The following is a 13,689-nucleotide window of genomic DNA, read 5'->3' as shown; positions in this document are numbered from 1 at the left end:
GAGGCAGTCCGATGTCCGCAGAGAAAAGCACCGGAGTCTGGTTCGTCGGAGCACGCGGGTCCGTGGCCACCACGGCCGTCGCGGGATGTGCGGCGCTCACCGCCGGACTCCATCCCCCGGGCGGAATGGTGACGGAGACCGTGCCGTTCGCCGGATCCGGGCTGCCCGACCTGTCGTCGCTGGTCTTCGGCGGTCACGACACCGCCCACTGCCCGCTGCCCAAGCGCGCGGAGGAGCTCGCCGCGGCCGGAGTCCTTCCGCACGGTCTTGCATCCGCCGTCCGCGGCGAACTGGCCGCCGCCGACGACGAGATACGCACCGGCGGGCCTCAGCCCGGCGACGGACGCACGGACGACGAGCTCATCGCCGCGTTCGCCGCCGACATGGCCGGATTCCGGGAGCGGCTCGGCCTGGCCAGGGTCGTCGTCGTCAACGTCTCCTCCACCGAACCCGTCCCCGAGCCCGATGCCGTACGTCTGCCGCCCAGCTCGCTCTACGCGGCCGCCGCCCTGCGGGCCGGATGCCCCTTCGTGAACTTCACCCCCTCGACAGGGCTGCGCACCGCCGCCCTGACGGATGCCGTCGCGGCAAGCGGACTTCCCCACGCGGGCCGCGACGGCAAGACGGGCCAGACGCTGCTCCGCTCCGTACTCGCCCCGATGTTCGTGCAGCGCGCCCTGTCCGTACGGGCGTGGTCGGGCACCAACCTGCTGGGCGGCGGGGACGGAGCGGCGCTGGCCGATCCGGCCGCGGCTGCTGCCAAGAATGCGGGCAAGGAGCGCGTCCTCACCGACACCCTCGGGCATATCCCGCAGGGTGAGGTCCACATCGACGACGTACCCGCGCTCGGCGAGTGGAAGACGGCCTGGGACCATATCGCCTTCGAGGGCTTCCTCGGCTCACGGATGATCCTCCAGACGATCTGGCAGGGCTGCGACTCGGCGCTCGCGGCGCCCCTGGTCCTGGACCTCGCACGGCTGCTGGCCCGCGCCCACGAAGCGGGACTGTCGGGGCCCCTGCCGGACCTCGGCTTCTACTTCAAGGATCCGGACGGGGGAGCGGCGGGCCTTTCCGCGCAGTACGAGGCGCTGCTCTCCTTCGCCGGCCGACTGCGGGAGGGCGTATGACGCCGCCTCCCTCGCTCCTCCCACGCGACTACATGCGGGCGTGGGCGGAACTGCTGCGCATCTCCGCCCTGTTCACCGTCCCGGGTGATGCGCTCGCGGGCGCGGCCGCCCTGGGAGCGCGCCCCGACCGTGGCACCGCTCTCGCGGTCGGCGCATCCCTGTGCCTGTACGAGGCGGGCATGGCCCTCAACGACTGGGCCGACCGCGAGGAGGACGCGGTGGACCGCCCCCACCGCCCCATCCCCTCGGGTCGCATCAGCGCTCCGGCCGCGCTCACGGCGGCAGTGGCGCTGACAGCCTCGGGCCTTGGCCTCGCCGCCCGGGCGGGCCGCCCCGCGCTGACAGTCGCCACGGCCCTCTCGGCGACGGTCTGGTCCTACGACCTCCACTTCAAGCACACGGCCTGCGGCCCCGCGGCGATGGCGACGGCGAGGGCACTGGATCTGTTGCTGGGCGCGGCGGCGACGCGCGGGTCGCAAGCAGCCGCCCACCGCGGATCGGGCCTCCCCGCCTCCCGGGCGGCGGGTGTCCGGGAGGCGACGCGTGCCGCGGGCACGGTCGCCGCGCTTCCGTCCGCGGCGGCGCTGGCCGCGCACACCTACGCGGTCACGGCCGTGTCGCGGCACGAGGTCCAGGGCGGCTCGACGGCCCTGCCGCTCGGCGCGCTCGCGACCGCCCTGGGGCTTGCGGCCCTCACCGCCCGGTCCTCACGAGGCGGAGGAGGCCGGGGGGCCCCGGCACCGGGGACCGGGGGCCTGCCCTCGGTTCCGGGAAGGGGCGGGTTCCGAAGAAGGCCGCCAACATCACCCCGCGCGAGCCACGCCCTGCCCACGCGCACCTGCCTCCCCCGCACCCCTTTCACCCCCGCCCGTCTCTTCGTCACGGCCCTCGCCGTCACGTATGCCCGTACCGCCGCAACACCCTTCCTCCACGCCGCCCTCAACCCCTCCCCGCCTCTCACCCAACGCGCCGTCGGCGGCGGTATCCGCGCCATGATCCCCCTCCAGGCGACCCTGGCCGCCCGCAGCGGTGCCGGTGCCACCGCCCTCGCGGTGATGGGACTCGTCCCGCTCGCCCGCAAGCTCGCACGGAAGGTGAGCCCCACGTGACCTTCCACACCCCCCGCACCCTGCTCACCCCCGACGCCCCCCACACCGCTCTCCGCCTGGGCTACGGCACCAACGGCCTGACCAACCTCCGCCTCGACGACGCCCTCTCCCTCCTCGCCGACCTCGGCTACGACGGCGTCGGACTCACCCTCGACCACATGCACCTCGATCCGCTGGCACCCGGCCTCGCCGCCCGCACCCGCCATGTGGCCACGCGGCTGGGCGAGTTGGGTCTCGGCGTCACCGTCGAGACCGGCGCACGCTATGTCCTCGACCCCCGGCGCAAGCACGGTCCGTCCCTGCTCGACCCCGACCCCGACGGCCGCGCCGCCCGCACCGGCCTGCTCACCACCGCCGTACGGGTCGCCGCCGATCTCGGCGCTCACGCGGTGCACTGCTTCACCGGAATCACCCCCGCGGACACCTCCTCCGACCTCGCCTGGAAGCGGCTCGAGGAGTCCCTCACCCCCGTCCTGCACGCCGCGGCCGAGGCTCGCATCCCGGTCGCGATCGAGCCCGAGCCCGGTCACCTCCTCGCCACCCTCGACGACTTCCACCACCTCCGCGGCCTCCTCGGCGACCCCGAGCCCCTCGGGCTCACCCTGGACATCGGCCACTGCCAGTGCCTCGAACCGGCGCCGCCCGCCGACTGCGTACGCGACGCGGGCCCCTGGCTGCGCCACGTCCAGATCGATGACATGCGCCGCGGCGTCCACGAACACCTCCCCTTCGGGGACGGGGAGATCGACTTCCCGCCCGTACTCGACGCCCTCGCGGCCACCGGCTACCGGGGACTCACCGTCGTGGAGCTGCCCCGGCACTCCCACGCGGGCCCCGAACTCGCCCGCTCCTCCCTCGCATTCCTCCGCGCACAGTTCCGCTCAGAGCGCCGCTCACGGATCCGCACACAGGCGGCCCCGCCGAAGGGAGCACCGGCATGACGACGGCGACCCGCACGCAACTCGAAGCCCGGCTGCCCGGTGCCGCCCGCGCCTGGCTCGACGAAGCCCTCGCCGAGGCCGCCCACGCCGCCGCGAGACCCGAGGACGAGCTGTCCCCCTACGCCGTGCCCGCCTGGGAGCTCCGCTTCGCCGCCGCCGGACGGCACTGCGGCCAGGAGCAGGCCGACTCCGTACGCACGCTGCTCCTTTCCGAGGCCCGCGCCGACAGCGCCACTCTGGCCCGGCTCTACCAGCAGGGGACCGCCGCCGAACGCCGTGCCGTACTCCTCTCGCTGCCCCGACTCGTCGACGGCCCCGACGCCCTGCCGCTCGTCGAGGACGCGCTGCGCACCAACGACACCCGCCTCGTCGCGGCGGCCGTCGGCCCCTACGCTGCGCGCCACCTCGACCCGCACGCCTGGCGGCACGCCGTCCTCAAGTGCCTCTTCACCGGAGTCCCCGTCGATGCCGCCGCCGGCCTGACAAGACGCGCCGCGGGCGACGCCGAGCTGGCCAGGATGCTCGCCGACTACGCCGCCGAGCGCACCGCCGCCGGCCGTGAGGTGCCCCCCGACGTCCATCGCGTGCTGACCCTGACCGGCGAGCAGTTGGAGGAGTCCTGATGCGCATCTTCGACCCCCATATCCATATGACCTCCCGTACCACCGACGACTATCGGGCGATGTACGACGCGGGTGTGCGGGCACTCGTCGAACCGGCCTTCTGGCTCGGCCAGCCCCGCACCTCGCCCGCAAGCTTCTTCGACTACTTCGACGCGCTGCTCGGCTGGGAGCCCTTCCGTGCCGCCCAGTACGGCATCGCCCATCACTGCACGATCGCCCTCAACCCCAAAGAGGCCAACGACCCCCGCTGCACCCCCGTCCTGGACGCCCTGCCCCGCTATCTCGTCAAGGACTCCGTCGTCGCCGTCGGTGAGATCGGCTACGACTCGATGACCCCCGCCGAGGACACCGCGCTGGCCGCCCAGCTCCAGCTCGCCGCCGACCACGGCCTGCCCGCACTCGTCCACACCCCGCACCGCGACAAGCTCGCCGGACTGCGCCGCACGCTCGACGTCGTCCGGGAATCGGCGCTCCCCATCGAACGCGTCCTGCTCGACCACCTCAACGAGACGACCGTGAAGCACGCCATCGACAGCGGCTGCTGGCTCGGCTTCTCGATCTATCCCGAAACCAAGATGGACGAGGACCGGATGGTGGCGATCCTCACGACGTACGGCACGGAGAAAGTCCTGGTGAACTCCGCCGCGGACTGGGGCAGAAGCGATCCCCTCAAGACCCGCAGGGTCGGCGACGCCATGCTCGCCGCAGGCTTCGACGACGACGACGTCGACCGGGTCCTGTGGCGCAACCCCGTCGCCTTCTACGGCCTCAGCGGCCGACTTCAGCTCGACACGCCGGCGGCGGAGTCCCTGCACGAAGGCAATTCCATCCTCCGCGGCGGGGAATGAGGAGGCGAGGGCATGCGCTTCCGCCATCCGGACGGCTCCACCGTCCATCTCTCCTACTGCACCAATGTCCACCCCGCCGAGACCCTCGACGGCGTCCTCGCCCAACTGCGCGACCACTGCGAGCCGGTGCGCAGGCGCCTCGGCCGCGACCGTCTCGGCATCGGCCTGTGGCTCGCCAAGGACGCCGCGCACTCCCTGATCACCAACCCGGCGGCCCTGCGCGGCCTGCGTGGCGAACTCGACCGGCGCGGCCTGGAGGTCGTCACACTCAACGGCTTCCCCTATGAGGGCTTCGGCGCGGAGGAAGTCAAGTACCGCGTATACAAGCCGGACTGGACCGATCCGGAGCGTCTGGCCCACACCACCGACCTGGCCAGGCTCCTTGCCGCCCTCCTGCCGGACGATGTCACCGAAGGCAGCATCTCCACGCTGCCGCTGGCCTGGCGCACCCCCTTCGACGGCACCGCTGCGGAAAGGGCCAACGCGGCACTCGCCACACTGGGCGAACGGCTCGACGCCTTGGAGGACCTCACCGGCAAGTCTCTGCGTATCGCCGTCGAACCCGAGCCCGGCTGCATCGTGGAAACCACCGGCGACGCCATCGGACCGCTGAGCACGATCGGATCCCGCCGGATCGGCATCTGCATCGACACCTGTCATCTCGCCACCTCTTTCGAAGATCCACGCATCGCTCTCGCCGCGCTGACCGCGGCCGGCATCTGCATTCCCAAGGTGCAGCTCTCGGCCGCGCTGCACGCCCAGGAGCCCCACCTCTGCGAGGTGCGCAGCGCCCTGGCGGCCTTCGCCGAGCCGCGGTTCCTGCACCAGACCCGCACCCGCACCAGCGCCGGACTGCGCGGCACCGACGACCTCGGCGAGGCCGTCGCGGGCGAAGCGCTGCCCGACGGCACGCCCTGGCGCGCTCACTTCCACGTCCCCCTCCACGCCCCTCCCGCCCCGCCGCTCACCTCCACCCTTCCCGTACTCCAGGACACCCTGACCCGGCTGGTCGGCGGCCCGGAGCCGCTCACCCGCCACCTCGAGGTCGAGACCTACACCTGGCAGGCCCTCCCCGCCGAGCTGCGCCCCCGCAGCCGCGCCCAGCTCGCCGACGGCATCGCCGCCGAACTCACTCTCGCCCGCGACCTGCTGGCCGACCTCGGACTGAAGGAGCTGCCATGACGGATGCCGCGCACCCCGCACCCACCCCCCTTCTGGTCCTGGACGTCGTCGGTCTCACCCCTCGGATCCTCGACCACATGCCGCACCTCAAGTCCCTTGCCCGCAGAGGCTCGCAGGCCCCTCTCTCCACCGTGCTGCCCGCCGTCACCTGTGCCGCCCAGTCCACCTTCCTCACCGGAACACTCCCCGCCGAGCACGGCATCGTCGCTAACGGCTGGTACTTCCGCGAGCTCGGTGACGTCCTGCTGTGGCGTCAGCACAACGGCCTCGTCTCCGGGGACAAGATCTGGGACGCCGCCCGCCGCGCCCACCCCGGCTACACGGTCGCCAACATCTGCTGGTGGTACGCCATGGGCGCCGACACCGACTTCACCGTCACCCCCCGTCCCGTCTACTACGCCGACGGCCGCAAGGAACCCGACTGCTACACCAGGCCCCCGGCCCTGCACGCCGAACTCACCGAGAAGTTCGGCACGTTCCCCCTCTTCCACTTCTGGGGTCCGGGCGCCGGCATCCTCTCCAGCCGGTGGATCGTCGACGCCACCCGACACCTCATGCGCACCCGCCACCCGGACCTGACCCTCTGCTATCTGCCGCACCTCGACTACGACCTCCAGCGCTACGGCCCCGACGACCCCCGCTCCTACCGCGCCGCCGCCGACCTCGACGCGGTGATGGCTCCCCTGCTGGAGGACGCCCGCCAGGAGGGCCGCACCGTCGTCGCCCTGTCGGAGTACGGCATCACCCGCGTCAGCCGTCCCGTCGACATCAACCGTGCCCTGCGCCGCGCCGGCCTTCTGGAAGTCCACACGCAGGACGGCATGGAGTACCTCGACCCGATGGCCTCACGCGCCTTCGCCGTGGCCGACCACCAGCTCGCCCATGTGTATGTACGCAGGCCCGAAGACCTCGAAGCAACGCGCGTGGCGCTCAAGGACGTCGACGGCATCGAGCAGCTTCTCGACGACGAGGGCAAGAAGAGCCACGGCATCGACCACCCCCGCTCCGGTGAGCTCGTGGCGGTCGCGGAGCCCGACGCCTGGTTCACGTACTACTACTGGCTCGACGACGCGCGGGCACCCGACTTCGCCCAACTCGTCGAGATCCACCGCAAACCCGGCTACGACCCTGCCGAGCTGTTCATGGATCCCCTCGACCCGTACGTACGCGTGAAGGCGGCGAAGGCGATCGCCCGGAAGAAGCTCGGCATGCGCTACCGCCTCGCGGTCGTGCCCCTCGACCCCTCACCTATTCGCGGCAGCCACGGCCGCCTCCCCACGAGCGATGACGAAGGTCCGCTCATTGTGTGCTCCACCCCCCGCGCCGTAAGCGGCCGCGTCGCGGCCACCGATGTGAAGTCCCTGCTGCTTCAACTCGCTGGTCTCCACTGAAGCAGACGCCACTGACAATCAGCACGCCTCAACGAGAGGTTGTCCACATGCGCCGCACGACCAAGCTCAGCGACCCCGAGCTCGCCCACAGGCTCAGCAGACGCGGCATGCTCGGCGTCGCCGCGGGCGCCACCGCCGCGGCGCTCATCGGCGCGGCCGCCGGCCCCGCCTCGGCAGCCGCCCCGAGAGCCGCCGCCTCCGGCACCGCGGCCGGGAGCCAGGGCCGAGGCCGCCCCGTCCTTCCCCCCGGCCGCCTCGGCACCCAGCTCTACTCCCTGCGCGACAAGGTCTCCACCCTCGGCTTCGCCGCGGTCTTCGCGGAGCTGGAGCGCTACGGATACGACGAGATCGAGTTCGCCGGCTACACCCAGGGCTCCGCGGGCCCCATCACGCTCCCCCGGCTGAAACAGCTCGCCCACGACCATGGCCTGCGCCCGATCGGCAGCCATGTCGGCTACTACTCCAGCGACCCGAACGCATACACCTTCGCGCAGAACCTCGACAGAGTCCTCGACGACGCCCAGGCACTGGGCCTTGGGCACATAGGCACCGCATCGGGACCCTTCCGCTACGGCTCCACGGTGGATGGATGGAAGCGGGCCGCCGAGGAGTTCAACACCTATGGTGCCGCGGCCCGCAGGCGCGGCATGAAGTTCTACCAGCACAACCATGCCGAGGAGTTCTCCTTCGCCACCGACGAGCCGAACGTCCGCCTCTACGACGTGCTGCTCGCCGAGACCGACCCCGATCTGGTCCATCTCGAGATGGACATCTACTGGGCGTACGTGGGCCAGTTCCGCTTCGGCAAGCGGGTCGACGGCACGCCCGCTCCCTTCGACCCGCTGCGCTATGTCCTCGAGCAGCCCCACCGCTATCCGCTCTTCCACGTCAAGGACGGCGTCCGTGACGAGGCTGCCCGCGACGGCTACCGGATGGTGGACGTCGGGGACGGTGACATCGACTACAAGCGCTTCATCTCGTCCGTGAACAAGACCCACGGCGGTTACCGCGACCACCACTGGCAGACGGAACACGACAACCCCGTCGAGTCGTTCGGGTTCGCCCGCAAGTCCAGTGAGCATCTCCACGCGCTGCGCGAGAAGGGCTGCTGAGGACGGAGAGCGACGGGCCGCCCCCGCCGCGGGGCGGCCCGTCCGTCACTTCAGGAATGGGAACCGGACTCGTCCCCGAGCCGGGCACGCTCGCCTGTCAACTCATCTCCGAGCTGGGGGAGATAGGTTTCCCGTCCGCCGTAGGCATCGGCGGCGACCCGGTCCTCGGCACCACCCACATCGACCGCCCCACCGCTTCGAGCAGGACTCGGACACCGAACTCACAGTGCCCATCCGGAGATCGGAGGTGATGCCGAGGAGCGCGCCGCGGCGTACATCGCCGAGCACCTCACCGCCGCCCGTCCGATACATCGCGGGCTTCACCGCACCGGAAGGCAGGGCGACGGGCCACACCGACGCCGTCGTCCTGGAGTCCACCGGCACCGCGGACACGAGGAAGCAGGCACTGGAAGCGGCAGGCGTACGCGTCGGAGGGGCCCGCCCTCCAGGCCTCTCGGCTCGTCCTCGACCGCTTGGCGCAGTCACGCTGCGGTACCACCGGCGGGGCCGGGTGTCCGTGCCGACGTGCTTCAGGCGCGGCTGCGCGGCAGAGTGGAAGTCAGGCGGCCGTGGCGCGGCTGTGGCCGCGTGGCGTCGGCCGATGACCTGCGTGGCCGGGCGCTGCGGGGCCGGGTCCGCGCGGCGAGCCCCTGTGGGTCCGTGTCCGCGCGGCCGAGCCGAAGCCCCGTGGACCCGGCCGCCCGGCCGCTGAGCTGCGCCCCGCCCCGCTGACATCGCGCTGACGTCGTGACGCGGTCGCGTTGACGCGTTCGCACCGCCCGTGGTGCCGTTGGAGTCACCGATCACTGACGCCGAGTGCGTGCCACCCCCTACGGCCCACCGTCCGGCCCCTCCCGCCCCCTTTCGAGCGGAGACCACCCTCATGGCACCCACCCCGACCGCACCCACCCTCCTCAAGCCCGGCACGGCCTGGTCCGACGCCTGGCAGCGCGCTCTCGCCGTCGCCCCCGAGGCGTTCAGGGACGAGCGCGTACTGAATCTCTGGTCGGCGTCGTGGCAGGCCGACGGCAGCGCCCTGCCCGCCACCAGCCCCGTCGACGGCAGCCCCATCGCGGGCCCGCCGCGCCTGGACGCGGACACCGCCCGGCACGCGGTACGCGCTTCGCTCGACCAGCACCGCGCGTGGCGGCACGTTCCGCTCGACGAGCGCCGGGCCCGGGCCGGAGCCGCGCTCGACGCCCTCACCGAGCACCGCGAACTGCTCGCCCTGCTGCTCGTCTGGGAGATCGGCAAGCCGTGGCGGCTCGCCCAGGCCGATGTCGACCGTGCGATCGACGGAGTGCGCTGGTATGTCGAGGGCATCGAGCCGATGCTGCGCGGACGCACCGCGCTCCCCGGACCGGTCTCCAACATCGCCAGCTGGAACTACCCGATGTCCGTGCTGGTCCACGCCATGCTGGTACAGGCCCTGGCCGGCAACGCGGTCATCGCCAAGACCCCGACCGACGGCGGCGTCGCCTGCCTCACCCTGGCCTGCGCACTCGCCGCCCGCGAGGGGATCCCGATCACCCTTGTCAGCGGCAGCGGCGGCCAGCTCTCCGCGGCGCTGGTCCGCTCCCCGGAGATCGGCTGTGTCTCGTTCGTCGGCGGCCGTGACACGGGGGCCCGCATCGCCACCGCGGTCGCCGACCTCGGCAAGCGGCACATCCTGGAGCAGGAGGGACTCAACACCTGGGGCCTGTGGAACGTCAGCGACTGGGACTCGCTCACCGCGGTGATCCCGAAGCTGTTCGACTACGGCAAGCAGCGCTGCACCGCCTACCCGCGCTTCGTGGTCCAGCGCGAACTGTTCGCCGACTTCCTCGCGGCCTACCTCCCCGCCGTACGCTCCATCCGCGCGGGACATCCGCTCGCGGTCGAAGACCCCTCAGACCCCCTGCCCTCCCTGGACTTCGGTCCGCTCATCAACGCGGCGAAGGCCAAGGAACTGGGAGACCACGTCGCCGAAGCCATCGACCGCGGCGCCGTGCCCCTGCACCGGGGCACGCTCGCCGAGGGTTCCTTCCTGCCGGGCCAGGACACCTCGGCGTATCTGCCGCCGGTGACGCTCCTGAACCCGCCGCCGTCCTCGCCCCTGCACCACGCGGAGCCGTTCGGCCCGGTCGACACCATCGTCCTGGTCGACACGGAGGCGGAGCTGCTCGCCGCCATGAACGCCTCCAACGGCGCGCTCGTCGCGACCCTGTCGACGGACGACCCGCAGACGTACGAGCGTCTGGCGCCGCAGATCCGTGCCTTCAAGGTCGGCCACGGCAAGCCGCGTTCGCGCGGTGACCGCGACGAACTCTTCGGCGGCTTCGGGGCGTCCTGGCGGGGTGCCTTCGTCGGCGGCGAACTGCTGGTCCGCGCCGTGACCGACGGCCCGGCGGGGGAGAGGCTGCCCGGCAACTTCCCGGACTATCACCTGATGCCGTGACGCCCTCGCGCCTTGGGACACAGGGGCACCTCAGCCGATCCCCTGGCGGTCGGGCAGGAGCGCGAACTCCCGCTCGGCCGCCTCGGGCGCGGTCCGCGCCACCGTTTCGGCCAGCAACGCGCGATGTCTGAGCAGCGGTTCCCTCCGTTCCTCGGGCGTGATCAGCAGCAGATCGTCGATGCCCGCCATCAGGCGTCGGCTGACCTGCGGGTTGCCTACGACATGCAGCCGCACCTCGGCGAAGGCGAGATCCACGAGATCCGTCCACCCCGGCACGTCCTGCACCAGCCGGACCACGCCCCTGTGGTCGCGGTGGTGCAGAACGCCGAGTGGCTTCCTCGCCACCGCCGTCAGGAACTGCACGATCCGGTCCAGGCACTGCACGGCAGTCGTCGGATCGTTCACGGCTGCCGACAGCGCGCGCAGCGCGATGTCCGACAACTGCCGCAGCCCGAACGAGAGATCCTGGTGCGAGGTCCGCTCCACCCCCACGTGCACGCTGTAGCCGAGCGACTGCCGCGACAGCTCACCCGGCCCGTGCACGGCCAGCATCGGCGTCCCGGGCACGACGAAGTCCCCGATCCGCGGGATCAGCCTCAGCACGACCCCCTGCCGCCGCGCCACCCGCACCAGCCGCGCGACATTCACGTCCCGTAGCACCCCGGCCCGCCCGTTGTACGGAATCCACGCGCTCTGCGCCGGAAGCGGCGCCGGGTCCGCCTCACCGGCCGGCTGCCGGGCCAGTACATGGAACGACTCCCGCGCGATCCGGTCCACCACCGGCCCGACCTGCATCAGACGCAGCGTGGACGACACGTAGGCGATGAAGAGCAGCAGGCTCAGTGCGAGGAGCAGCATGGTCAGCGTGCTCTGCAACAGGGGCACAGAGGTGATCTTCTTCGGATCGGTCTGGCTCTCGTACGAGGTCAGCACCAGCATCGAGAACAGAAACGTCCCCAGGAACACCGTCAGCGTCATCTTGCTGATCCGGCTCCGTACGAAGATCCGCACCACCCGGGGGCTGAGGTTCCCGCTCGCCATCTGCACGGCGACCAGCGAGATGCTGAAGACGACACCGATGAAGGTCATCATCGCCGAGCTGATCGTCGTCACGATCAGTTTGGCGTCCTCGGCGAACTTGACGAGACTGGCGAGTTCCTCGTACGCCTGCTCGTCCTGGAGGTACTCGATGATCTTGGCGTCGAGGGTGGCGGACGCCAGCCAGAGGGCGAAGACACAGACCAGCCCGGCGGTCGGCGCGAACCAGAAGGTGTCCCGCAGATGCTCGCGCAGTGGCGAGAGCAGATGGGGCGGTCGATAGGTGCGATCACTCACCCGCCTGACCGTAGCGTCACCATGCGTATCGATGTGGATGCGGAGGGTGTCCAGGGCGGGTCGCGACCGCGGGCGGACCTTGATCGCGTCCGCGGCACCGCACTGACCACCGGATATGCAGGTGAAAGCCACCTCAAACCCCTGGTATTGTTGTCCATGTCGCCACGGGAAACCGGGGCCGACCACCGGTCCGGGTGGCGGAATGGCAGACGCGCTAGCTTGAGGTGCTAGTGCCCTTTATCGGGCGTGGGGGTTCAAGTCCCCCCTCGGACACACCTTCTGTACACGCGGCCTGTTTTCCGGGCAGCGTCGATCGGCACCCGATCTCGGCCTGAGGCCGGGGCGGGTGCTTTTCGCTGTCTGCCTCCGTTCTCGCGTGGAGCTCTGCCTGGTCAGGCGAGGTGTATGCGCTCCTTTCCGGGGGTTTGGGCGGTGATGGTCCGGGCCGCCGGGTCGAAGAGGAGCCCGATCTGGTGCTCGCGCAGATATGTGGCTGCTGCTTCGGCGGGCGGTGCTGTCGGGGCTCCGGTGGTGCGCAAGTGCAGGGCGGGCAGGGCCGCCCAGACCCGATCCTCGCGGACGTAGGCGTTGCGTGGCCGGGTGGTGTCCGGTGGAGTGGTGCTGGAGTGGCCGTGGCGGCACCGGTAGGCGGGATGCTGGTGGGCCCAGCAGGACTCCATCCGCCGTTCGCAGATCCCGCAGGTGAGCAGGCCGGCCAGCCGGTAGGTGTGCCCGGGCGTCTGGACGGTGGCGCGGATGGACTGGGCCCGGACGAACTCCGTCTCGTTCACCAGCGCCGGGTGGGCGAGTTGGCGGGAGATGACCCACTCGTCGCGGGGGTTCCAGCGCATCACGTCACGGTCCCCGAGGGTGGTGTTGTCCGGGTCGAGCAAGACGTGGTCGGTGCGCTGGCGGTTCCAGACCTGGCGGCCGGTGTAGCGGGGGTTGCTCAAGATCGCGCGCACGGTGGTGAGGGTCCACTGGCGGTGGGTGCGGTGCGGGTTGCGCTGAGGGTCGGCGGCGGACGGGCAGGGGATGCCCGCGTCGTTCAGGGCGCGGGCGATGCGGGACGTGCTGTGTCCGGCCAGACGCTGGGCGAAGATCCATTTCACAATGGGGGCGTACTCGGAGTGGGGGTCGAGGCGCTGGAGGCGGACACCGCGGCGGGCCAGGGCCCGGTTGGGGTGCGGGCCGGCGTCCACCAGCCGGTATCCGTACGGTGGGCGTCCGCCGAGGGCGGCCCTGGTCGCGGGCTTGGACGGTCATGGCAGTGCGTACCCGGATGCGGGTGCGGGCGATCTCGCGCTTGGAGAGGATGCCCAGCAGGACCATCAGCTCTTCCTGGGCGAGGATCTTGGGGTCGAGGGGTCCGCCCAGCTCTGGGATCCACACCGGTATCCGGTAGTGCTCGAACAAGGGCGCCAGTGCGGCGAATTGGTTGCCGTAGAAGGCGCGCTCGCTGGAGCCGATGACGATGGCGTCGAAGCCGCGGTCGGGATCGGCCAGGGCGGCCACGAGCGCGGCGGCCCGCGGACGGCGGGTCCAGGGCAGGACGCGGCTGTACCCGACGTCGAAGAACTCGGC

General features: G+C 71.4%; 11 protein-coding genes, 1 tRNA gene and 1 pseudogene. 11 read left to right on the top strand and 2 right to left on the bottom strand.

Annotated elements, in window-relative coordinates:
* Nucleotides 1–11 precede the first annotated feature (11 nt).
* From OG293_RS05430 to OG293_RS05385, 10 genes and pseudogenes are all read left to right on the top strand, one after another.
* Nucleotides 12–1,127 carry an inositol-3-phosphate synthase gene (locus tag OG293_RS05430; protein ID WP_405997617.1) on the top strand — a complete coding sequence of 372 codons (1,116 nt, stop codon included), beginning with the start codon at nt 12–14 and terminating at the stop codon, nt 1,125–1,127.
* Nucleotides 1,124–2,236 carry an SCO3242 family prenyltransferase gene (locus tag OG293_RS05425; RefSeq protein ID WP_405997616.1) on the top strand — a complete coding sequence of 371 codons (1,113 nt, stop codon included), beginning with the start codon at nt 1,124–1,126 and terminating at the stop codon, nt 2,234–2,236. The genes OG293_RS05430 and OG293_RS05425 overlap by 4 nt, the downstream gene beginning before the upstream one ends.
* Nucleotides 2,233–3,177, top strand: a complete 945-nt coding sequence (locus tag OG293_RS05420; protein WP_405997615.1) for a sugar phosphate isomerase/epimerase family protein — start codon at nt 2,233–2,235, stop codon at nt 3,175–3,177. Before OG293_RS05425 ends, OG293_RS05420 begins: the two co-directional genes overlap by 4 nt.
* Nucleotides 3,174–3,800: an EboA domain-containing protein gene (locus OG293_RS05415; protein WP_405997614.1), complete on the top strand. Its 627-nt coding sequence runs from the start codon at nt 3,174–3,176 to the stop codon at nt 3,798–3,800. The genes OG293_RS05420 and OG293_RS05415 overlap by 4 nt, the downstream gene beginning before the upstream one ends.
* Entirely contained in the window at nt 3,800–4,648 is an 849-nt protein-coding gene (locus OG293_RS05410; protein WP_405997613.1) for a TatD family hydrolase, read from the top strand. Before OG293_RS05415 ends, OG293_RS05410 begins: the two co-directional genes overlap by 1 nt.
* 12 nt (nt 4,649–4,660) lie before the next feature.
* The gene (gene eboE, locus OG293_RS05405) at nt 4,661–5,830 is read left to right on the top strand and encodes a metabolite traffic protein EboE (RefSeq protein WP_405997612.1); all 1,170 of its coding nucleotides are present in this window, start codon (nt 4,661–4,663) and stop codon (nt 5,828–5,830) included.
* The gene (locus tag OG293_RS05400) at nt 5,827–7,221 is read left to right on the top strand and encodes a nucleotide pyrophosphatase/phosphodiesterase family protein (RefSeq protein ID WP_405997611.1); all 1,395 of its coding nucleotides are present in this window, start codon (nt 5,827–5,829) and stop codon (nt 7,219–7,221) included. The genes eboE and OG293_RS05400 overlap by 4 nt, the downstream gene beginning before the upstream one ends.
* A gap of 47 nt (nt 7,222–7,268) precedes the next feature.
* Nucleotides 7,269–8,333 carry a sugar phosphate isomerase/epimerase family protein gene (locus OG293_RS05395; RefSeq protein WP_405997610.1) on the top strand — a complete coding sequence of 355 codons (1,065 nt, stop codon included), beginning with the start codon at nt 7,269–7,271 and terminating at the stop codon, nt 8,331–8,333.
* A gap of 65 nt (nt 8,334–8,398) precedes the next feature.
* Nucleotides 8,399–8,766 (top strand): annotated as a pseudogene (locus OG293_RS05390) (succinate--CoA ligase subunit alpha); the annotation flags it as partial.
* Nucleotides 8,767–9,216: 450 nt separating this feature from the next.
* The gene (locus tag OG293_RS05385; protein ID WP_405997609.1) at nt 9,217–10,770 is read left to right on the top strand and encodes an aldehyde dehydrogenase family protein; all 1,554 of its coding nucleotides are present in this window, start codon (nt 9,217–9,219) and stop codon (nt 10,768–10,770) included.
* A 30-nt stretch (nt 10,771–10,800) separates the two neighbouring features.
* Here the strand turns inward: OG293_RS05385 and OG293_RS05380 are convergent, their stop codons facing one another.
* The gene (locus tag OG293_RS05380; RefSeq protein ID WP_405997608.1) at nt 10,801–12,105 is read right to left on the bottom strand and encodes a DUF2254 domain-containing protein; all 1,305 of its coding nucleotides are present in this window, start codon (nt 12,103–12,105) and stop codon (nt 10,801–10,803) included.
* Nucleotides 12,106–12,293: 188 nt separating this feature from the next.
* Between OG293_RS05380 and OG293_RS05375 the strand changes: the two genes are divergently transcribed.
* Nucleotides 12,294–12,378, top strand: a tRNA-Leu gene (locus OG293_RS05375).
* 119 nt (nt 12,379–12,497) lie between these two features.
* On the opposite strand, the gene OG293_RS05370 is transcribed toward OG293_RS05375, so the two are convergent.
* Nucleotides 12,498–13,307, bottom strand: a complete 810-nt coding sequence (locus OG293_RS05370; RefSeq protein ID WP_405997607.1) for a recombinase family protein — start codon at nt 13,305–13,307, stop codon at nt 12,498–12,500.
* Nucleotides 13,308–13,689: the final 382 nt, after the last annotated feature.

The organism is Streptomyces sp. NBC_00829 (assembly GCF_045161795.1).
Lineage (GTDB): Bacteria > Actinomycetota > Actinomycetes > Streptomycetales > Streptomycetaceae > Streptomyces.
Note: the sequence above shows the minus strand (reverse complement) of the source record. Positions and strands in the feature narration are given on the sequence as shown.

Coding starts and splice junctions, on each gene's coding strand:
- OG293_RS05430 (WP_405997617.1), top strand. CDS start 12: ATGTCCGCAGAGAAAAGCACCGGAGTCTGGTTCGTCGGAGCACGCGGG.
- OG293_RS05425 (WP_405997616.1), top strand. CDS start 1,124: ATGACGCCGCCTCCCTCGCTCCTCCCACGCGACTACATGCGGGCGTGG.
- OG293_RS05415 (WP_405997614.1), top strand. CDS start 3,174: ATGACGACGGCGACCCGCACGCAACTCGAAGCCCGGCTGCCCGGTGCC.
- OG293_RS05410 (WP_405997613.1), top strand. CDS start 3,800: ATGCGCATCTTCGACCCCCATATCCATATGACCTCCCGTACCACCGAC.
- eboE (WP_405997612.1), top strand. CDS start 4,661: ATGCGCTTCCGCCATCCGGACGGCTCCACCGTCCATCTCTCCTACTGC.
- OG293_RS05400 (WP_405997611.1), top strand. CDS start 5,827: ATGACGGATGCCGCGCACCCCGCACCCACCCCCCTTCTGGTCCTGGAC.
- OG293_RS05395 (WP_405997610.1), top strand. CDS start 7,269: ATGCGCCGCACGACCAAGCTCAGCGACCCCGAGCTCGCCCACAGGCTC.
- OG293_RS05385 (WP_405997609.1), top strand. CDS start 9,217: ATGGCACCCACCCCGACCGCACCCACCCTCCTCAAGCCCGGCACGGCC.